Source organism: Ruegeria sp. HKCCSP351, from assembly GCF_017872535.1.
Lineage (GTDB): Bacteria > Pseudomonadota > Alphaproteobacteria > Rhodobacterales > Rhodobacteraceae > Ruegeria.
The window spans coordinates 399240-420328 of the sequence record NZ_JAEDOV010000002.1; the positions used below are offsets into that span (position 1 = coordinate 399240).

General features: G+C 54.6%; 16 protein-coding genes. 12 read left to right on the forward strand and 4 right to left on the reverse strand.

The genetic code is table 11. The annotated features are described in order from the left end of the window. Window positions 1–129 precede the first annotated feature (129 nt). Genes I9182_RS06010 through I9182_RS06030 form a run of 6 tightly spaced genes read left to right on the forward strand, consistent with a single transcriptional unit; the run spans window position 130 to window position 9634 of the window. The gene (locus tag I9182_RS06010; RefSeq protein ID WP_209597226.1) at window positions 130–3978 is read left to right on the forward strand and encodes an Ig-like domain-containing protein; all 3849 of its coding nucleotides are present in this window, start codon (window positions 130–132) and stop codon (window positions 3976–3978) included. A gap of 46 nt (window positions 3979–4024) precedes the next feature. Next, window positions 4025–4864: a SapC family protein gene (locus I9182_RS06015; RefSeq protein ID WP_209597228.1), complete on the forward strand. Its 840-nt coding sequence runs from the start codon at window positions 4025–4027 to the stop codon at window positions 4862–4864. Further along, window positions 4773–6197 carry a TolC family protein gene (locus tag I9182_RS06020; protein WP_209597230.1) on the forward strand — a complete coding sequence of 475 codons (1425 nt, stop codon included), beginning with the start codon at window positions 4773–4775 and terminating at the stop codon, window positions 6195–6197. Before I9182_RS06015 ends, I9182_RS06020 begins: the two co-directional genes overlap by 92 nt. Further along, window positions 6194–6790: a cysteine peptidase family C39 domain-containing protein gene (locus I9182_RS20595; protein ID WP_348540383.1), complete on the forward strand. Its 597-nt coding sequence runs from the start codon at window positions 6194–6196 to the stop codon at window positions 6788–6790. Before I9182_RS06020 ends, I9182_RS20595 begins: the two co-directional genes overlap by 4 nt. Next, on the forward strand, window positions 6679–8340 hold the full coding sequence (locus I9182_RS06025; protein ID WP_348540388.1) for a type I secretion system permease/ATPase: 1662 nt from the start codon (window positions 6679–6681) through the stop codon (window positions 8338–8340). Before I9182_RS20595 ends, I9182_RS06025 begins: the two co-directional genes overlap by 112 nt. After that, on the forward strand, window positions 8324–9634 hold the full coding sequence (locus I9182_RS06030) for an HlyD family type I secretion periplasmic adaptor subunit (RefSeq protein WP_209597231.1): 1311 nt from the start codon (window positions 8324–8326) through the stop codon (window positions 9632–9634). Before I9182_RS06025 ends, I9182_RS06030 begins: the two co-directional genes overlap by 17 nt. 117 nt (window positions 9635–9751) lie before the next feature. On the opposite strand, the gene I9182_RS06035 is transcribed toward I9182_RS06030, so the two are convergent. From I9182_RS06035 to I9182_RS06045, 3 genes are all read right to left on the reverse strand, one after another. Further along, window positions 9752–10453, reverse strand: a complete 702-nt coding sequence (locus I9182_RS06035; RefSeq protein ID WP_209507102.1) for a response regulator transcription factor — start codon at window positions 10451–10453, stop codon at window positions 9752–9754. Then, the gene (locus I9182_RS06040) at window positions 10453–12348 is read right to left on the reverse strand and encodes a PAS-domain containing protein (RefSeq protein ID WP_209507103.1); all 1896 of its coding nucleotides are present in this window, start codon (window positions 12346–12348) and stop codon (window positions 10453–10455) included. Before I9182_RS06040 ends, I9182_RS06035 begins: the two co-directional genes overlap by 1 nt. Before the next feature lie 201 nt (window positions 12349–12549). Then, window positions 12550–14088: an alkaline phosphatase family protein gene (locus tag I9182_RS06045; protein ID WP_209597233.1), complete on the reverse strand. Its 1539-nt coding sequence runs from the start codon at window positions 14086–14088 to the stop codon at window positions 12550–12552. A 257-nt stretch (window positions 14089–14345) separates the two neighbouring features. Here I9182_RS06045 and I9182_RS06050 point away from each other — a divergent pair, with 257 nt between their 5' ends. Genes I9182_RS06050 through I9182_RS06065 form a run of 4 tightly spaced genes read left to right on the forward strand, consistent with a single transcriptional unit; the run spans window position 14346 to window position 18262 of the window. After that, window positions 14346–15470: an MlaE family lipid ABC transporter permease subunit gene (locus I9182_RS06050; protein WP_209507105.1), complete on the forward strand. Its 1125-nt coding sequence runs from the start codon at window positions 14346–14348 to the stop codon at window positions 15468–15470. 1 nt (window position 15471) lies between these two features. Continuing rightward, window positions 15472–16287 (forward strand): ATP-binding cassette domain-containing protein, encoded by an 816-nt coding sequence (locus I9182_RS06055; protein WP_209597235.1) that lies wholly within the window; start codon window positions 15472–15474, stop codon window positions 16285–16287. 5 nt (window positions 16288–16292) lie between these two features. Next, window positions 16293–17609 carry an MlaD family protein gene (locus tag I9182_RS06060; protein ID WP_209597237.1) on the forward strand — a complete coding sequence of 439 codons (1317 nt, stop codon included), beginning with the start codon at window positions 16293–16295 and terminating at the stop codon, window positions 17607–17609. Beyond that, on the forward strand, window positions 17606–18262 hold the full coding sequence (locus I9182_RS06065) for an ABC-type transport auxiliary lipoprotein family protein (protein ID WP_245222511.1): 657 nt from the start codon (window positions 17606–17608) through the stop codon (window positions 18260–18262). The genes I9182_RS06060 and I9182_RS06065 overlap by 4 nt, the downstream gene beginning before the upstream one ends. An 85-nt stretch (window positions 18263–18347) precedes the next feature. On the opposite strand, the gene I9182_RS06070 is transcribed toward I9182_RS06065, so the two are convergent. After that, window positions 18348–19928 carry an FMN-binding glutamate synthase family protein gene (locus tag I9182_RS06070; RefSeq protein WP_209597239.1) on the reverse strand — a complete coding sequence of 527 codons (1581 nt, stop codon included), beginning with the start codon at window positions 19926–19928 and terminating at the stop codon, window positions 18348–18350. A gap of 251 nt (window positions 19929–20179) precedes the next feature. On the opposite strand from I9182_RS06070, the gene I9182_RS06075 reads away from it, so the two are divergent. Further along, window positions 20180–20548 (forward strand): CrcB family protein, encoded by a 369-nt coding sequence (locus I9182_RS06075; protein ID WP_209507109.1) that lies wholly within the window; start codon window positions 20180–20182, stop codon window positions 20546–20548. Beyond that, window positions 20545–20907, forward strand: coding sequence for a fluoride efflux transporter CrcB (gene crcB / locus I9182_RS06080; RefSeq protein WP_209507110.1), 363 nt, complete (start codon window positions 20545–20547; stop codon window positions 20905–20907). The genes I9182_RS06075 and crcB overlap by 4 nt, the downstream gene beginning before the upstream one ends. The last annotated feature ends 182 nt before the right edge of the window (window positions 20908–21089 follow it).

Sequence of the window (21089 nt, forward strand, 5' to 3'; positions counted from 1 at the left end):
GTTTCAGATTAACTCAATTTTTTGCTTTCGATCGCAACAGTAACCAGTGGGAAAGACAGATGAGCCAGCCGTTATCAGCGCGACCTGTCTTCCTTTTCGGTGATCGCGGAAACCACATGTGAGGGTAAGATGACCAAAGCACCAGAGTTCAACAACCGTCCGGCGGCTGAACCTTCGGAAACGGACCGCAAGCAACACATTCGCCAGTGGATCGAAGGAAAACTTGGCCGCTGGGCAGGGCGCGGAGCGGCCGGTGGGCTGATTTCAACTTTGATGGCCTTGCCCGCGTTGTCACAAGCCACAATTGAAGAATTATATGCTTTTCAATTCGCGGAAACCATTCCAGGCGTTCGCTCTGTCAAGCTGTTGAAGAATGGCGATGTTCTTCTAAAAATGGCCGATGGCCGCACAATGATTGTGACCGCTGAAAACGTCCAGCTCCTGGACAGCGGTGCCATCATGATCGCTGAGAATGCGGTTCAGGAGATTGCCCAATTCAGCGCGGTTGAAGCCAGTGTTTCCGCGGGCGCGTCCGCAGGTGGCATCAGTGGCGCCGGCGCGGCGTTGGGCGGATTGGGTCTGGCAGGGGCGGCTGCGGCCGCAGGAGGTGGCGGCGGTGGCGGTGACAGCCCCGTCGTATCCGAGCCCACCTCCGTCGTGTCCGAACCCGCCCCGACATACCCAAGCCTCAACCTGGCTGATCTGCAATCTACTGCGCTGAACAACATCAGCACCAACGCCATCCCTCCCAAAGGGACGGCAACCATTGAAGTCACAATAGGGTCACTGGTCAAAACCGTGACACCCAACCCCGATGGCAGCTGGAGTATCTCTCTGACAGCCGCCGAAGCCGGCGCACTTCCACAGGGGGTATCGACGGTGACCATCACGAACCTGGATGGGTCGGGTACTGAATTGTCAACACAATCCGTTCAATTTGACATCGATACGGTTCCACCAAGCCTGTCCATCACCGGTTTTTCTGACGGACCGGTTCTCAACCTAGCCGAGCAAGCGACCGACCTGACTGTCACTGGCGTAACCGATGCAGAAGATGGGCAAACCGTAACGGTTTCACTGAACGGGCAAAACTATTCCGGTACGGTTTCCGGTGGACAGTGGAGTGTAACCGTCCCGGCGGCTGACCTTAGCGCCTTGCCTGACGGTGCAATCGTAAATGTAACGGCAGACGTCGCTGACGCGGCTGGAAACCCGGCCCTACAGGCCAGCGGAAGTTTTGATACGGATTTCACCGCTCCAAGTGTTTCTCTGGATCCCGTTGCGGGTGGATCAATTGACCTGATTGATGTGGCTGGTGACTTAACCTTAACGGGTTCCACCACGGCCGAGGACGGGCAAACCATCATCGTCACGTTCGACGGTCAGGTGTACACCGGTATTGCGACAGGCGGAAATTGGACTGTCACGATCCCCAATTCCGACCTCGGCAGTCTGTCCACTGGAACACCTGCTGCAATTGTTGTGGCGGTCGAGGACGTCGCTGGCAACCCGGCCGCACCGATTCTTGTTACTGTACCAGTGGACTTGACCGGCCCCTCTATTTCGATATCTCCTCTTTCCGTCGGCGCAGTTCTCAACGCTGCTGAAGCCGGATCAAGTTTGGCCATAAGCGGGGCAACCGCCAATGTCGAAGATGGTCAGCAAGTCACCGTCACACTGGATGGTCAAACCTATACCTCAACAGTGATGGGCGGAACATGGACTGTAACTGTCCCAGCCGGTGATCTGGCATCTTTGGCCGACGGTGGCAGCTTTCAGATCACCGCAGATGTCAGCGACGCAAACGGGCTGACAGCCCCTCAGGCTGATGTGACACTTTCGAAAGACGTCACAGCGCCAACCCTCAGCATCGACACGTTCTCGACCGGGGCGCTCTTGAATGCTGTCGAATTGGCGACAGACCTGACAGTATCGGGCGCTACGTCGGCTGAAGACGGTCAAGTCGTTACCGTCACTTTGAACGGGCAATCTTACACTGGGATAGCCACCGGAGGGTCATGGAGCACAGTTGTCCCCGCCATAGATCTTGCGGCCCTCTCTGATGCCGCCACCGTGACGGTCACGGCTGATGTTTCGGACGCGGCAGGCAATCAGGCGTCACAAGCCAGCAATAGTTTCGCCACCGATTTCACACCCCCCACCCTTGGAACAACCAGTATTTCTGATGGCGCTCTCATGAACGCTACTGAGCAAGGTACCAACCTGGTTGTCGCGGGAACTTCTGACGCTCAGGATGGGACAGTCATTACTGTTGAGATTGCCCGAACTGACGGTACTGTAGATATAAGCGGTACAGCAACGGTGTCCGGTGGTGTCTGGACCTATACAGCAACAGTTGCCGAACTTTCAGGCCTCCAGGACGCAAGTGTCTATAATGTTACGGCTTCTGTTTCAGACGCTGCTGGGAATGGCAACCAAACCTCGACAAGTTTTACAACCGATTTTACAACGCCAGCAATCACGATCGACAGTTTGCCGGTTGGCTCCGTATTGGATGTAACGGAACAAGGTACAGACCTGACAATTTCAGGTACGACGACCTCGGAAGATGGCCAAACAGTCTCTGTCACGTTTGGCGGGCAAACCTATACCGGTATTGCTTTGGGCGGAACCTGGGCGATCACTGTGCCAGCCAGCGACCTGGGCGCGCTGTCCGACGGAACAAACCACACCATCACCGCAACAGTTGACGATATCGCTGGCAACAGCGCAGTACCGGCAAGCAGTTCGGTAACGACGGACTTTCGACCTATTCTGATGCTGAACGATATCGGCGTAAACAACACGGTGGCCATTGCTGATGCCAAGGTGTCAGGCATTACTGTCAGCGGTTCCTCTGCCGGGCTTTCAAACGGCCAGATTGTAGATGTTTTGCTGAACGGCAGTTCCATCGGCAGCGCGACAGTAACCGCGGACGGATACTGGACACTGGCTGTTGCGTCGTCAGATTTCGCCGCAATAGAAGCTGGGGATGCCCTGTCTATTTCAGCCCAGGCAACCGTTGCAGGGGGACCAGATCCCTTGCCTGTATCGGATCAGGCGGTTGCTCATGAACCAGCTGCCTACGTGATCTCTGAGGTCGGGCGCAGTGGATCAACCGTTACATTTGCCATTTATGCCGATGCAAATCGTGACATCTCTGGTGGCTTGGCTTTTACAGCGGAGCTTGAGTTCGACTCATCTGTCGCCACTTTCGACACCGGGTCTGACACGGAAAACAGCGCGTTCGATTTGTTCCTTGCAAACCTAGGTACAGGAGACATCATCAACTTCGCTGGGGCGGCGACTGTTTTTTCTGATTTGTCCCAACCTCTTGTCACCTTCACAATGACAATACAGGATGCTGCCCAACCCATTGAGTTGACGATAAAATCACCCGAAGGTGGCCCTGTTTCTGTTCAGTTTGGCACCAATGGCAATGACATCCTCACCGCGGCAAACACGGATACAATCATTCGTGGCGGTGGCGGCGATGACAGCATTGACATCGTCGAAGCCGGGCGGGACGTCGTTGTCTTTGAAGCCGACCCGAACAACAATGGCGCAGACAGCATAACCGGTTTCACAATTGGGCCCGCAGCAGATGTGACCGACGCTCTGATGTTCAGCGGACTGAATGTCGCTTCACTTCGCGGTGATGGCACCGGTTTCGAGCTGCTTTCTGTCGGCGGCACATTGGGCACAGACACCGGATTTGTGGGCCTCGATACCGTTCTTGCAGACCTCACTGCCGGGACACTCGAAACGGCTGTAGAGAGCCTTGCCGGAGCGTTTGCGGGTGATGAGCTCTATGTGATGGCAACGGACGGAACAGACAGTGTTCTGATCAAAGCTGATTTCTTGACACCTGGCGATGCCAACGTCGAAACCCTCGCCACTTTCCATGGCCTGGCCGATCTCAGCGGCTTGACTGCCGACAACATCATACACACCGACCCAACCGGTGCGACGGCTTGACCCAACTCAGGAAAAAATTGGCGTTCATCAGAAACACGAGGCAGTTATGGCGCAGATTGGCTTAACCCCGGTCACACGATTACGACATGGTCATCGGTTCTGGAAACGTTACACGTCGTTCGAATTCGCGCGCGACATGGTCGACTGCCCGGTGGCAGAGGCAGAGGTCCTACAGGCAGCAGCCACTTTTCCGATCGCGTTCCGGAAATCCGAACGGGGATTTTACCCCGTGGCAATCTTATCGATGACACCAGACAAACCGACGCCATTCGTGTCAGCTACAGGGGAATGGCGCGCAAGCTACGTTCCCTCGGCACTACGGTGTGTGCCATTTCAGTTCCGATCACCTGAGCTTCAGGACAAAACCGGAGAGGGGGAGTTTGGTTTGCTTGTCAACGAAAGCTTGGACCTGGTTACTGACAACCCAGAAGATGAGCCATTCTTTGACCGAACCGGAGCGCTGGGGCCTGAACTGCAAAATGTCCAGGTGTTCTTTCGCAAGCTTACAGCGTCACTGGAGAACACATATCAGTTGTGCCGTACGATAGGTGGTATGGGGCTTTTTTCTCCACTCGCCTGCGCACAAATGGACGAATGCCTCGGCGGTTACTTCGGAGTCGACCTGGCTGCCTTGCGGCAAGTTCCTTCAGCGCATCTGTCATTGCTCGCCATGAACGGAGGCCTGCGCCTCATACATGCCCACCAAGTTTCCTTGACCCATTGCGCGTGGCTTTTGCCAGCTCAAATGCGAGCCGAAGAATTGGCGAAAAAGTCGTCGACCGGCGTTAGGTCGGATGCTTCAGAATTTATGGAGGCGCTGGCAGCCGCCCAACGAAAGGAAAGCTTGTTGGACCATCGGTGGCAGGAGGGTCAGTATGCCATTTAGTAGGTATTCATATTATTTTGTTGCGTTCAGTCTGCTTCTGATTTCCATTTCCGCCTGCACGCGTCCACCTGATTTGACGTCAGTTACGATGTCCTTTGCAGCCCAAACAGCCGGCGCCGGGGCAACTAAACCATCAAAATCACTCAGTCACAGCGCCTTCGGGCAGCGGGTGAAAAAGGCGGTTGAGAACAGTCCTAACCTGGCGCAAGCCAAATCCAGAATGGGCATCGTGAAGGCTAAACAAGACGCAGCTGAAGGCGCTTTTCTCCCGGAGATTTCGCTGGGATTAAACGCACGGTCTGAGAGGATTGCATCAGATATCGCGGACGTCTCGCCGTATCTGAGGGTCTCGCAATTGGTTTATGACGGAGGGGCGGCCTCGGGAGATCTGACCGCTGCGCGGGCACGTGTCTTGGAAAGCAGAGGTGATCAGATTCAAACGGCCTCATCCACTGCGCTCGCAGCTATTGAGACCTATGTACTTGTCCTCGATCAACGAAAGATTCAAAGCATCGCAGCACAGAATGTTTTGACCCATGAAGAGCTTGTTCGCCAGATAACCGACCGAACAAAAAACGGCGTCGGTTCGAGTGCCGACGTCCTGGCTGCCCGGTCGCGCATGTCCGATGCGCGCACAAAGCTGGCTGATGCGCATGCGCGCACAGACCGGGCCGAAGCGCGATTCCGCGAGATATTCGGGGATGAGCCCGGCGCTCTTCCTGCACCTGTTCCGGCACCTGGACTGGAAAGAAGTGACATGCAGATCATAATGAACAGCCCTCAGGTTCGGCGGTCCGATGCAAGCCTTCTGGCTGCCAAGGCAGAATTGTCCGCAGCGCAAGCGCGTCGCAGCCCTGATGTCAGGGTCGCCGCATTCGCGAACCAGGATAACAATCGTGACACGAATTTTGGAGTGGATCTTTCCTTCAATTACGAGCTGGACAACACCGGCCAACGTCGCGCCGCAATAGCAGCTGCGGAATCGCTGGTCAAAGAAACTGAGTTTGCGCGCGAGCAACTTATCCGTGAAATAACGCGAGAGGTGGGTTTTATCCGTTCAGATCAAAAAGCGGGTGCCTATCGGTTGCGCGAAGCCCGGAATGCCGTGGAGGCTAACGCTGAAAATATCACTGCTTCCCGTAAACAATTTTCGATCGGTCGACGTAGCCTCATTGAAATTCTGGATGCGCAGCGGGACTACGTTAATGCTCAGGAACGTTTGATCCTTGCGGAACAGAGCTACTTTCTGACCAATTATGCAGCCCTAAGCCTGACCGGCGACATACTCGACCTGCTTGGGGTTTCATTGGACGACTGGGGCAATACACAATGAACGCATCCGACCCTGCCCCCAATGCCTCGCTGCTGACACCGTTTGAAGCCTGCCTATTGAATATCTCGTCGGCACTTGAACGGCCATTGAGTCTCGCGGCGCTGCACGCAGCGCAAACTGGCGCAGATGGGGATTTGACAATACGGGACATTCTCGCCCTCGCGCAAAAGGCGGGCATGCAGGCGGGGTATGGGGCAAAGCGCCTTTCCGAATTGAACAACAATCTGACGCCCACCCTGTTGCTGTTGGCAGAAGATAAAGCCGTTGTCTTTCACGGACGAAAGCAAACCGGCGCTTTATTGGTCTTCGACCCAGAGCTAGGCGAAGGTGTCGGTGAAGTTTCCGAAGACAGGCTGGCAGCCTGTTATACCGGTTACGCAATCCTGTTCCGTCGCCATCACGACGGCGAAACGTTGGGGGGGGCAGTTCACATGGCGGTCACTGGTTCTGGAACGCACTATCCGCCAGTCGTTGGTCATACATTCAGGTCGCACTCGCAGCGGCGCTGGCAAACCTTCTTGGTTTGTCCACGTCCGTTTTCATCATGGTGGTCTATGACCGGGTATTGCCCAACGAAGCGACTGAGTCGCTGATCGCTTTGACCATGGGCGTGGCGTTGGCATTGTGTTTTGACTTTGCCCTCAAGTTGCTGCGGGCGGGATTTATCGACAAGGCCGGGCAGAAAGCCGACTTGTTGATGGGCCGTCGCATTTTCGACCAGTTGCTGAACATCCAGATGAAATCGCGCATAGGGTCTACTGGTGCTATGACCAGCACCATTCGCGAGTTTGAAACTCTGCGAGAATTCTTTACATCCGCGACGCTGGTGGCCGTTGTCGACCTGCCTTTCATTGGGTTGTTCATCCTGGTGATCTATCTGGTTGGTGGACAACTGGCTTTGATCCCAGCTCTGGCCGTACCGTTGGTGCTTCTGACAGGTTTGGCGGTGCAGCCAGTTTTATCAAGGATGGCGGAACGAAGCTTGTCCGATGGACAGTCCAAACAATCAGTTCTGGTTGAGGCTGTTTCGGGACTAGATACCATAAAAACGACGGCAGCAGGCCAAAAAATGCGCGCACGATGGGAACAGGCCATCGAACAGCAGTCAGCGCATGGTGCGCGAAGCCGGACGGTCACGCAATTCGCGCTGAACCTGACCGGATTCACCCAACAGGCCGCGCAAGTGCTTGTCGTATTTCTTGGCGTTTTTCTGATCACGAACGGGCAAGCCAGCATGGGTGCGCTGGTCGCTTCGGTAATGTTGACCGGTCGGGCGTTGGCCCCTCTGGGTCAACTGGCGCAGACTTTGACCCGCATTAACCAGGCCAGATGCGCTTATCGCAATCTCAATGCGCTAATGCATGCAGAAAGCGAACGCCCAGAGGGGCGCACATGGCTGACCCGATCTGATTTCAAAGGGGCGATTGCCTTCAATAACGTGTACTTCTCGTATTCTGACCAAGGCGAAGATACCCTGCGTGGTGTCTCATTCACAATCAAGCCCGGTGAGAAAGTCGCAATTCTCGGTCAAATCGGATGCGGGAAAAGCACGATTGCGCGCCTGCTATTGGGGCTTTACACGCCACGAGTGGGCTCGGTCATGGTTGATGGTTTGGACATACGTCAGATCGACCCGGGTGACTTGCGACGCAATATCGGATCCGTTTTACAGGATGTCTGGCTTTTTTCGGGGTCTGTCAGGGACAATATCGCCAGTGGCGCAATCCGACCCAGAGATTGCGACATTGTCGAAGCCGGCCGCATTGCCGGAGTCGAAGAATTCGTGAACAGCCATCCTTCGGGCTATGATATTCACCTCGCGGAACGTGGTGAGGGGCTTTCGGGTGGGCAACGGCAGGCAATCGCTCTGGCACGGGCACTTGTCGGGCGTCCTCCGGTTTTGCTTTTTGACGAGCCAACCAGTGCGATGGACGTCAAAAGCGAAGCCCAACTGGTTCAGCGTCTGAGTAAGTCAACTTCCGGGTCAACCCTGGTCATTGTAACGCACAGAACCAGCCTGCTGGAGCTTGTGGACAGGGTTATCGTTCTGGAAAACGGAAAAATCGCGGCTGATGGGCCCAAGAGCTTGCTGACGCAGCACATGCGCCAGAAAGGGAGGCACTTGAATGTCGCAGCATCCTGATCTGGCGAAGTTGGCGCGCGAAATGCAGGGGCGGTCCCCCGTTCGTGGTTCATTGCTCTTGCTGTTGATCCTGTCCTGTATTGTCTCGGCCGGGCTGTGGGCGCATTTGACCGAGTTGGATGACGTAACGCGCGTCGACGGGCGGATCGTGCCTTCGGGCGACATTCAGGTGATCGATGCCTCCGAACCTGGCGTGTTGCGGTCGCTCCATGTGCGCGAAGGTCAGTTGGTCGACAAAGGAACATTGTTGATGGAACTGGACGCCACACAACTCGACAGCCAACTTAGCCAGGAACAACAGCGCGCTTTCGGACTGCAAGCCCGTGCACAACGACTGCAAGCAGAAATTGATGGTACGCAATTGAATTTCGATGCGCAGTTGATCGAAGGTGCACCCAGTGTCGTGCGTTCGGAAACTGCATTGTATCAGGGTCGGCAAGCAGAGCTGGAAGCAGAAATCGCCATATTGGAACGACAACGTGAGCAAAAGCAGCGAGAACACGAAGAAGGTTTAGTGGATCAGGTAACAGCAGAAGAAACCCTAAAGGTGCTTGGGGAGGAGCGTGCAATCATAGCTCCGCTTGTCGAGCGGCAAATGGAACCGGCAACGACATTGCTGGCGTTGCGGCGCAGCGAAGCCGAGTGGCGCGGTCGCAAGGTCCGTGCCGAAACCGTGACCAGTAGGTTGCAAACCGGATTAGATGAAATAAATGATCGCATTCAAGCTGCTCACAGCCGATTTCGAAGTGCGGCGCTTACTGAATTGGCCATTGCAACTGCGGAACTGGCGGCTTTGCAACCCGCCTTGCCAGCCCTACGCGACCGCGCTGCACGAGCGCAGGTTCGCTCTCCGGTTCGCGGTATCGTCAACCGCATCCACCGAACCACCATTGGGGGTTTGGCGCGGAGTGGCGAAGACCTTGTCGAGATTGTTCCCCTGGACGACACACTATTGGTCGAAGCTTACGTAAAGCCCGAAGATATTGCATTTTTGCGTGCTGGACAGCCCGTAAAGGTAAAGATCACGGCTTATGATTTTGCGCGATACGGGGCGCTGGATGGTGAAATCGCACGGATTGGCGCCGATACCGTCACACGTTCAGAGCGGAACGACGAAGAGGTGTTCGTTGTGGAAATTCGCACGAGCGACACCATGCTCGATGGAAATGGTGTTGCTGTGGAAATCATACCCGGCATGATCGCAGAGGTTGACATTTTGTCAGGTCGAAAATCCGTATTGGAGTATCTGCTGGAACCTGTCGTGAAGATAAAAGATCAAGCTTTGCGTGAGTAACTGAAAAGACCATAAAATAGTTTCTTTTCAAATTCTTACAGTATCCTCGATCAACATTGCCTGACGCAGAGTGGGTCGATAGAAATTCAGGTTCGCAATCCGACTACCAGAGCGTCACTATTTCCAGTCGACATCCCCCAGGAAAATATACCCGGCACCGTAAATCGTTTTGATCAGGCGTGGATTCTTTGGATCTTCACCAAGTTTCGTGCGCAATCTGGAGATTCTGACATCCATAGCACGATCAAAACTGTCGCCGGCCGCGCCGCCCAAGGACTCCTGCATCTGCCCCCTGCTGATCAGCCGCTTGGGGCTTTCCAGAAACAGACGCAGAACCTCGCCTTCAGCATGGCTGAAAGGTGTTTCAGACCCTGACCCGTCTTCCAGAACATACCGATCAAAATGCGCAATCCAGCCGTTGAATTCAGCCGTATCCGATTGTGACGTCCGCCCGCGCGGTGCGCGTAACCTTGCCCGGACCCGGGCTACGACCTCGGTAGGGTCAAACGGCTTAGTAATATAGTCATCTGCGCCAAGCTCCAGCCCGGTCACACGGTCCTGAACCTGTGCCCGGCCGGAAATAATGATCACAGCTGCACCCTGTTCCAGCGCCAAGCGATGAACAAGCGCCAGCCCGTCGGTATCTGGTAAAGACAGGTCCACGAGGCAAACATCCGGGGTCACTCGATTTAGGGCTGCTTCAAACTCTCTGGCACGAGAAAAGCTCTGCGTCCGGAAACCGGCATCCTCCAGTGCATCCGTCAGAATGCGCCGTATCTCGGGTTCGTCGTCGAGAATGGTCACCAGTGGTTGCGACATCAGGCGGCCTCGGTTTGGATGAGAGCGGACAATTGAGCCTGTGAGAACGGTTTACGCAAAACAGGTGCCAAAGCAAGGGCCCGTTGATGCAGTGGATCTGAAATTGGCAGGGATGTCATAAGGATAAACGGTAACCCCGGCTTCAACTGTTCAAGGATGTCCAAGCCTGTACCGTGTCCTTCCAGACGGATATCCGACAAGACTAGCGAAATGTCCTTCACACTTGATATCAAGGCCAGTGCTTCATCAACTGAATTTGCTTCAATGACAGTAAAGCCCAAATCCACAAGCATGTCCCTAAACTGCCCGCGCAGGTCTTCGTTATCTTCAACCAACAGTACCAACCCGTCCTGCGCCGGAGGAGCGGGCCGAAAAGGCAAACGCATGACAACTGAGGCCCCAGATGGCGTATTTCTTAGATTCAGATCGCCACCGGCAAGCTTGACCGTATCATAAACCATCGGCAGCCCCAGACCCGAACCGTCGCTCCCTTTTGTTGTAAAAAACGGGTTCAGCGCCTTTTCAAGCGCCTCGGGTGAAAACCCCGGCCCGGTGTCGGAAACTGTGACTTCGATCCAGATCTCACCTATGGCATGTGCACTGATCGTGATCTGGCCCGTGCTTCCGCAGGCGTCCCGGGCATTTAGGACCAAGTTTAATAGCGCATCCTGAACCATACCCGGATCAAGCATCAATGTCTGTTTCGGCAAGGTGTTTACGACGGACAGGCCTACACCGCGAGGCAGTGACGGTGTCGCCAGAATCCTCAGATCTTCCAACAAACCTCCGATGTCAGTTGCCTGCGGTTGCGGCGTTCGGTTTCCAGTCATGTCGGCGATCCGGTTCAGCAGTTGCCCGCCCCGACGCGCGGTTTGTTGAGTTGCCGCCACAAGTTCCCGCGCACCATCCGGCAAATCCATCTTGTCGAGGCGGGACTGCATCCCCAGGATAATAGTAAGCAGGTTGGAAAAGTCATGGGCAAGCCCGCTGGTCATCTGGGCCGCCATCGCCCGACGGCGGGTTTGCTGTAATGCAACGCGTGCCTGTGTCTCTTCGGTGATGTCCACCGACATCACGTACACGCCCCCTGCCCCATCTGGCGTAAATGAAACCCGAATTCGGCGGGAATCCTGATCTTCAGTGAACTCAAAGACCGACGGCTCTCCGCTATAGGCCTTAAGCAAATGGGCCTGAACCCGTTCAAAGGCGGTCGCACCCAGCGCTTCAGAAATGTGAAGCCCCAGAATATCGGACGGACGCCCAGGCATGACGGCGCTCAGCCGACGGTTCGAGTAATCGTAACGGCCGTCGCTGTCTAAATGCGCGATATGAGCCGGCATCATCTCGGTAACCATACGAGTGCGGGCTTCAATTTCGGTCAATTCCCGCTTCGCCTCTTCCAGCGCTGCGATCGTGGCCGCAAGTTTGCGGTTGGTTGCGGACAGTTCTTCCGCGTGGCTCAGCAACTGTTCCGACAGTTCCTCTGACCGCGCGCGCAACAGGTTTTCCGCCCGCCGTGTGCCGGTAATATCGGTGTAAACCGCGACCCACCCGCCTTGTGGCAGCGGCGCGCCTTCTATTGAAACAACCTGCCCATTGGGGCGCACGCGCTCCATGTAGTGAGGCTCAAACGCCAAGGCTTGCTGGACACGCAGATTGACCATTTCATCGACACTTTCATCGTCGCCATACTCACCGCGGCTGGCAAGAAAGTGGATCGTGTCGCGAAACAGAGCGCCCCTTTGAACCAGCTCGTCCGGCAAACCGAACATTTCCTGGAAGCGGCGATTGCTGAGCACCAGTTGCAACTTGCTGTCATAAATGGAAAGCGCCTGACCGATCAGGTTCAGCCCGGCGGTCGTCATCGCCTTGATACGCTTTTCGGTTATGTTCAAGTTGGTCTTCTCCACGGCTCATGCGTAGCATCAGAAATCACGCGCGGGTAGTGGAATTGAGAGGAGGCATTTTCAGACCCAGCCTTCGGTTTAATGCTTTTGACGATCCGTGAATGCACAACGTGAAATACGTTGACAAATCAGCCCGCAACAATACGCCCGGCGGCGCCAGAAACGATGAAGGTGGACAATATCCGCGTTCTAAGATGTGTATCTGGGACGGGATTTTGCACCTTCAGATGTGATCGAGTGCAAGGACAACGTGTGGTCCATGTTTCTCATCCTGTGGCGCAACATCTGTCGGCTTAACCGTGCGAGATCCGCCGCAAAATCCGGATTATTCGCGACGTTCTCGAATTCGCCCTTACCATGATGGTCGAACAGGATCGGGGGCAGGTCGGCAGCGAACTCAACCAGTGTGAACCGTTCATCCCGTAATATTCCCAAACATGAGTCACTGTTGCCGGTCCCCAATTCCTGCTGCCACAACGTCGGGTTCTCAGGTTCTGAAAAATCAAGTTCACTGAAAGAATAGTCGCGCCAATTGTCCGGGATATTACCCCGCAACAATGGCAGCAAGGACCGACCATCCATAGCGTTCGGAACAGCCTGCCCTATCCAGTCCAATATGGTCGGAGTGACATCCACGGACTCGGTTGGTACTTTGATCTTGCTTCCAGCCACAGCTTCGTTCCCTGGCAAACGGATCATAAGCGGTGTGTGATACGCTGCGTCGTAGACCGTCATTTTGCCCCAGCTGTGTCGATCCCCCAGCATTTCACCATGATCGGCGGTGATAACCAGAAGTGTATCGTCATATTGCCCGCTGTCCTTCAGGTACTGGACAACACGACCGATGTGGTGATCAACCTCAGTCGCCAGACCCAGATATATAGCACGCAAGGTGCGAATGTTTTCGTCCGTAGGTTCAACATCATCGAAACCGTGAACAAACTTTTTCGCGCTATAGGTATCCAGCTTTGGTCCGAAGAATGGGTGCAGTGCCCTTTCTGCTGCTGCGCTTGGCAAGCAATGCGGCAAAGGGATGCCCGCCGGGTCATACATATCATTGTAAGGGGCCGGTGCGACCAATGGCGGATGAGGGCGGATATAGGTCAAATGGGCGAACCAACCCTTTCCACGATGCGGCGCGATTCCGTCCAGGAAGGCATCGGTCAAAAAGGCTGTGTCGCTGTCTTCGGCCCGATACAGCGCGGGATCGTTCAATCGCGGCTGTCCACCAACAGGCGAAACGGGCTTGTAGACATCCCAGTACGTTTCAAATTGGTACCCCTTTTTCATCAGATGCGCTTGCCACGGATATGATTCTTCAAGGCGCATTTCGACAACTTCGACAAACCCTGTCATCGACTGCTCGTAAGACTTGAGATCTGGGTCATTGGGATCATGGACGCGCGGATCGGCGGAGGTATCTGTATACCCAAACAACATTGGCAAGTAACCAGCCTTACGCATTTCCGTGGCGATGTTCGGGGTATCGTGTCGTAACGGCGTGCCGTTTCTTACCGACCGGTGATTCATCGCATATTGGCCGGTCAGGATCGACGCGCGCGAGGGACCGCAGGGATTGGTGACCGAAAAATGGCGGGTAAAGGTCACAGCCTCATCCATAAAAGCCCGTAAATTTGGAAGGTTCACATGATCTGCCAAGGCCCCGGACAAGCAATCCGCTCTGAGTTGATCGATGATGACAAACAAGACGTTCTTGGTCTGATGCATACCGACTTCTCCTGTTCCGCGCCGTAATAACCAACGCGGAATGTGTCTTGCTTCCGGCTTATGCGCAACCGATTTGTGGGTTGTGCATGGGCACATAATCCACACAAAAGTCGCAGAGCGAAAACATCTGGCAGGGATCAGTTCAAGGCGGTCCAATACTGCGACCGGCGTGACGCCAAGGCAATGCGGCGCGGCAAAAAGATGTCCAATGGCACAAAGCCGTTGCGGTCTTCGAGTGTTTCACTTCACATGACCTCATGACGCAGCCCACGATAATCTCAGAATACGATTCCAGCGGCACTCGTGTACGCATATCCGGAGAGCTGCTCACGCAATCGCTGCAAACCGTTGAGCAGGGTTTTGCCTCTGTCCGCCTAACCGGAGACAGGGTCGTTCTTGATCTGTCCGATGTCGAAGCTCTTGATACAGGCGGTGCCTGGCTGATCGCGGATCTCGGCAGACGCTTCACGTCGCAAGGTGCAACACTTGAGTTTCAAGGGGTGAAACCAGCACATGCCACTCTGATCGATACTGTAACCCGCAGCATCCCCGACGAACCCGGTGAGCTTGATAAACCGCGAAGTCTGCTAGATTTGATCGCCCAAATGGGCCACATCACGGTAGGTGCCTGGCGGGACACACTTTCGATCCTCGAATTTCTGGGTCTGACACTGCATAGGCTGTTTCGTACCATTGTCATGCCATGGCGACTGCGCAAGGCAGCGCTGGTCACGCACATGGAAGAAACCGGGTTCAAGGCACTGCCAATCGTGGCCCTTATGGGATTTCTGATCGGTGTCGTACTGGCCTTTCAGGGCGCGACCCAACTGAAGCAATTTGGAGCTGAGATATTCGTGGTCGAGCTGATCTCGATCTCGGTTCTACGTGAATTGGGCATATTGTTGACGGCCATAATCGTTGCCGGGCGCTCGGGTTCTGCATTCACCGCGTCTATCGGCTCGATGAAAGTGCAGGAAGAAATCGACGCAATGCGAACACTGGGTCTGGACCCGATCGAAGTTTTGGTCATTCCCCGCGTATTGGCCTTGTTGATCATGCTGCCCATATTGGGGTTTGTCGCCGATATGGCAGGCCTGTTTGGCGGCGCCTTGATGAGCTGGATCGACCTGGGTGTAAGCCCCGGCATGTTTCTCACTCGTTTGAAGGAAAACACCGACGTCTGGCAACTGGCGGTCGGCCTGATCAAGGCACCGTTCTTTGCGCTCGTCATCGGCGTTGTTGCCTGCTGGCAGGCAATGCAGGTCAAAGGGTCCGCCCAAAGTGTCGGTCAACGTACGACAGCATCAGTTGTTCAATCCATTTTCATGGTGATCGCAATCGATGCTTTGTTTTCGATCTTCTTCTCAGAGATCGGGATATGACATGAACAATGATACACAACAGGTATCGTTGGCCGCGACCACAGACCGCGAGGCGGTCATTCGTGTGCGCGGGCTCCGAACTCAGTTCGGTACGCAAGTGGTTCATGAAGGCCTGAATCTTGACGTCTGGCGGGGAGAGGTTCTGGGAATCGTCGGCGGGTCGGGCACCGGTAAATCCGTGTTACTCAGAACTATCGTAGGGCTGAACAAACCCGCCGCCGGAGAAATCGAAGTTCTGGGCGTCGATGTTCTGAATGGTCCGGAAGATGATCGTCGCAGAATCGAACGCCACTGGGGCGTTGCCTTTCAGGACGGGGCACTGTTTTCGTCGCTGACCGTGCTCCAAAATGTGATGGCTCCGTTGCGGGAACACACAGGTCTCAGCGAAAAACTGATGGAGTCTCTGGGTGCATTGAAGATCAGCCTTGTGGGTCTGCCACAGCTGAGTTGCGGTAAGTTTCCCTCGGAATTATCGGGCGGTATGCGCAAACGCGCAGCGCTGGCCCGGGCGCTGGCCCTTGACCCCGAGATCGTTTTTCTGGACGAACCGACCGCAGGATTGGACCCTATCGGCGCAGCGGCATATGATGAACTGATCGGCGAGTTACAGCAGGCACTTGGGTTGACAGTTTTTATGGTCACCCATGATCTGGACAGCCTTTACGCCATCTGTGACCGCGTTGCAGTGCTTGCAGAAAAGCGCGTGTTGGTTGAAGGTCCGATTGAGGACATGACCAAGGTCGACCATCCTTGGGTACAGGAATACTTCACAGGCCCCCGCGCCCGCGCGGCGCAGCAGAAGGGGCAAAACAGGTAAAGGCAATGGAAACCCGGGCGAACTATATCCTCATTGGCGCGTTTACCCTCGCGGGGTTGCTGGGCGCATTCGGCTTTTTCCTGTGGCTCGCCAAGTTTGAGATCACGCGCCAATACGCTTATTACGATGTACTATTTGACAATGTCGCAGGTCTGTCGGCAGCTGGCGGCGTGAACTTCAACGGCTTACCTGTCGGGCAGGTTGTTTCCTTGCAGCTGGACGAAAATGATCCGTCAAAGGTTCGGGTGCGGATCGAAGTGGACGCAGACATTCCGATAACCGATGAGACAATCGCACAGCTTCAGTCCCTTGGCGTAACCGGTGTCGGCTATGTTGAACTGACCGGCGGATCAGCTAACGCTGAACGATTGCCACAAAAGAGCATTATCAAGAGCAAACGCAGCACAATTCAATCCCTGTTCGAAGGCGCGCCAAAAGTTCTGGACGAAGCCGTGACGCTTTTGGAAAACCTGAACAAAGTCGTCGATGATAAAAACCGGGAAGCTGTGAGCGGTATTCTGGACAATCTTGCTTCGGCTACAGGTAAACTGGACAAGACACTGACAAGTTTTGAATCCGTCGCAAATGACATCGGCAGCGCTGCGAAGGATATTGGCGCGTTTTCAAAGCGGCTGGACCCTCTGATCGAAACCGCTCAAACAACGCTCAAGACCGGCTCTGAAACACTGGAAGCTGTCAAAACGGCATCCGAGTCCGCCAAGACAGCGCTGGATGAAGCTAATACAACCATTCAGACGGCGGACCGTATTTTGCAGCAAGACGTGAAGCCTTTCATCGAGCGAGGCTCGCAACTGGCTGAACGATTGACCGTTTTGTCTGATGAAGGCAGCGTTACCCTTGGAATTGTGAACGAAACAGTGATGAACGCCAATACGACGCTTGGTTCGATTACTACGACGATGGAGTCCGCCAAGGGGGCGCTGGCTTCGGCAGAATCCGCTTTTGACTCTGCAAATCGTGTCATGGAGGAAGACGTGGCACCTGTTGCGGAAGATGTCCGGAAGGCGGCCAATCAGGTAACCGAAACCGTCGCGGGCATCACGGAAAAGATCGACCAGATCTCGGACGACGTCCTGAGCGCGTCAAATTCCGCGTCCGAACTACTGGGAACCATCGATGGCATTGTTCAGAGCAACCGCCGACAAGTTTCGGATTTCCTGCGTGTCGGGTTGCCTCAATTTATTCGTTTCATCGAAGAATCCCAGCGTCTAGTTATCGGTCTGGATCGCCTCGTAGACAAAGTTCAACGCGATCCGGCACGTTTCCTGTTGGGCACCCAAGCATCGGAGTTTCGTCAATGATCAAGCCTGCACTTGCAATGCTGATGGTTGTCTTGTTTGGCGGCTGCGCTGGTTTGGGCACGTTGCAACAAGCGGCAAAACCAAATGATTTGTATCTGCTTACACCTAAAAGCACGTTTTCCTCGGCACTGCCCAGGATTGAAAAGCAGATCGTCGTTCAGGAACCGTCGGCAACCGCCGCAGTGAACACGGACCAGATTGCCATTCAACCTACTCCGTTGCAGGTGCAATACCTGCCCCGCGCCCGTTGGGTGGATCGCGCACCTTTGATCGTTCAGACCCTTTTGATCGAAAGCTTTGAGAACTCGGGCAAAGTTGCAGCCGTTGGACGCTCAACCGTAGGCCTGCGGGCCGATTACATAATTGTACCCGACCTTCGAGAGTTTCAGGGGGTTGTGGTCGCGGACACCGAGAACGGAACCAAAGTTCGTATTGAAGTGCGCATGAATATCAAGGTGATCGACGAGTACGAAGACAAAATCATTGCATCCAGCTCGTTTCAGGAAAACGTTGTGGCGACCAGCGATCAGACACCCGACCTGATCAGTGCATTTGATCTGGCTTTAGGGCGCGCGATGCGAGATTCTGTTGAATGGAGTATTCGCAAGATCAATACCCATGCAGCAAACAATCCGCGATCTATTCCCAGGTAGCAGAAGCTGTGTACGAAGGGGAAATGAGCGAGCAACTACGCGTACGCTTTCGCATGGCCAAGCATTTCCCTACCGAATGCGTATATCAGAAATGGGCGACCGAAGCTCGTTTCCAATCATCCGCAAACTCTTCGGGAATGTCGTCCTTTAGAAAGGCACCATCCTCAAGATAAGTATACAGCTCCGCATAGGTACGCTCATGCTCGTCCGCAGTTCGGCGCAGGATATCACGGGGATGTAACTCGGATGCTTTTTCCTTGCCCATGGCACCCAAAAGCTCGCGGAAACTTTCCAGTGTGGCATCGTGATAGCGATGAACACGTTGACGTTTCTGCGGCACGTTCACAGCGCGCCCGCGGATGGGATCTTGTGTAGCCACCCCTGAGGGACAACGGTTTGTGTTGCAATGCAATGCCTGAATGCAACCAACCGCAAACATCATCGCGCGCGCCGAGTTGCACATGTCGGCGCCAAGCGCCAATTTCTCGACCATGTCATATCCGGTCGCCACTTTGCCGGAACAGATGATCCGGATCTTGTCACGCACCCCGACACCGCGCAAACAGTTGCTGACTAAGATCAAGGCTTCGTTCAGGGGCATACCCAACCGGTTGGTAAATTCGACCGGGGCTGCGCCCGTGCCCCCTTCTGCCCCGTCAATCGTGATGAAATCCGGCAGAATACCCGTTTCAAGCATTGCTTTGCAGATCGCCATAAACTCAGACGGCTTGCCGATGCACAGCTTGAAACCGACAGGTTTGCCGCCGGACATCTCTCGCAAGTGCTGGACAAAATGCATCAAACCTGTGGGCCCATCGAATGCGCTGTGGGTAGGCGGAGAAATCACATCCTGATGTTCAGGCACACCCCGTATCTCGGCAATCTCGGCATCGACTTTGGCGGCAGGCAGAACACCGCCATGGGCAGGTTTTGCGCCTTGTGATAACTTGATCTCAATGGCCTTGACCACGTCCTTGCCTGCCTTTTCGGCAAACTTGTCCATGTCAAATCCACCAGCAGGGGTCCGGCACCCGAAATAACCCGTCCCGATCTGCCAGATGATGTCACCACCTTCGGCCAGATGATGCGGTGACAGCCCACCCTCTCCGGTGTTATGCGCGAACCCCCCATCCTTGGCTCCTCCGTTCAGCGCGCGGATGGCGTTGGCGCTGAGCGCGCCAAAGCTCATGGCAGACACGTTGAGGCGTGAGGCGCTGTATGGTTGCGTACATTGTGGACCGCCCAGCATTACACGTTCTTCACTCTTGTCCACATGTTTGGGGGCTAGTGAGTGGTTGGCACGATGATACCCGGTTTCCGTAATGTCGTATTGTGTGCCGAACGCCTGTGTGTCCACCTGCCCCTTGGCCCGAGAGTAAACCAACCCTCGGACAATCCTGTTGAAAGGCCGTCCACTTTCGTTGGTTTCCACGAAATATTGGCGAATTTCCGGACTTACAAATTCCAGCATGTACCGGAAATGCCCAAGAACCGGATAATTGTTCAGGACGTTATGTTTGGTCGTCAGAACATCATAAAGACCGATGATCGCATACGGCACCAAAATGAGCAGAAGCCAATGCGCAGGCGACCAGAAGAACCCAAGGATCAGAACCAAGGGCAGACAGACACAGCTCAGAAAAAAGAAAATTCTGCGGACAATCATGTTCCAAACTCCTTGTGTTTCTATCGGGCCGATGAGCCATGCTGTCAGAACTCAACGTGAAACAGATTGAATTTTTATTTCAAGTGTCTGCGAAAAAATGTCCGCTGAGGGACGCAAACGTGAAATCATGTTACGAACGGACCAACTGTTGAACCCGGTGCAACCGGCGGATAAATCACGCTTAACGGACGACAAAGGGCCAATCCTTGGCAAACACACAATCCCACCTCTGGCGTGACCGAAAAAGCGTGATGTTTCTGTCCGTCTTCTCAGGCGGTGCGCTTGGGTCGTTGTTGCGTGAGGCGTTTGCACTAGAGATCCCCGGCCTAAGCTTTCTCACCTCGACCTTCGGCATCAACGTGGTCGCCTGTTTTGTTCTGGGCTGGCTGTATTCCGTGCGCAATAAAGTGCACGCGCATGTTCTGCACCTTGGCGCTGTCGGGTTTTGCGGTGGATTGTCGACCTTCTCATCTTTTGTTGCTGATCTTGAACGAATAGCCGATGGCGGCCTATGGGTAACGTCCCTGGCAATCGGGCTGGAAGTTTCATTTGGCCTTGCTGCCGCGCTGATTGGCGAAAGACTTGGTCGACATTTTCATTCCAAAACGTTGTCGTCATGAACGAATTGTATCTTCATTCCATGTTCGCTTTGGGTGGAGGTCTGGGGGCCGTGATGCGCCATTGGCTGGCGCTGAAGATTCGGCACGACTTTCCACTAGCGACCTTGCTCGTAAATGTGTTGGGTAGCCTGCTGCTGGGGATCTGGGTTGGGTATCTGGGCGGTCCTGTAGACATACCCGAGGACCAAAAACGCCTTGTTTTCGGGTTTTGCGGCGGTTTTACGACTTTCTCCAGCTTTGCCTACCAATCGCTTGAACTTCACCGCGAACGCACATTGTATTTGGCAGCAGGCAATATTCTGATCAGCCTTGCTCTGTGCTGGTTTTCTTTCTGGCTTGGCCTGTTGCTAGCGAGCTAAAGCGCACCAAACTGGGCAACAAACTCGGACGCTTATCTGCTTTTCTTTCCAGCCTACGTTGAGTCCCAAGCCGCGCCGACGGTTTGACAAATAAAGAGTTTGAAAAGACTTATCGCTGTAAGCTGAACTGCATCGAGTGTTCTGGTGTGTGAGCAATGGTCTGTGTCCCTGATCCGGACATG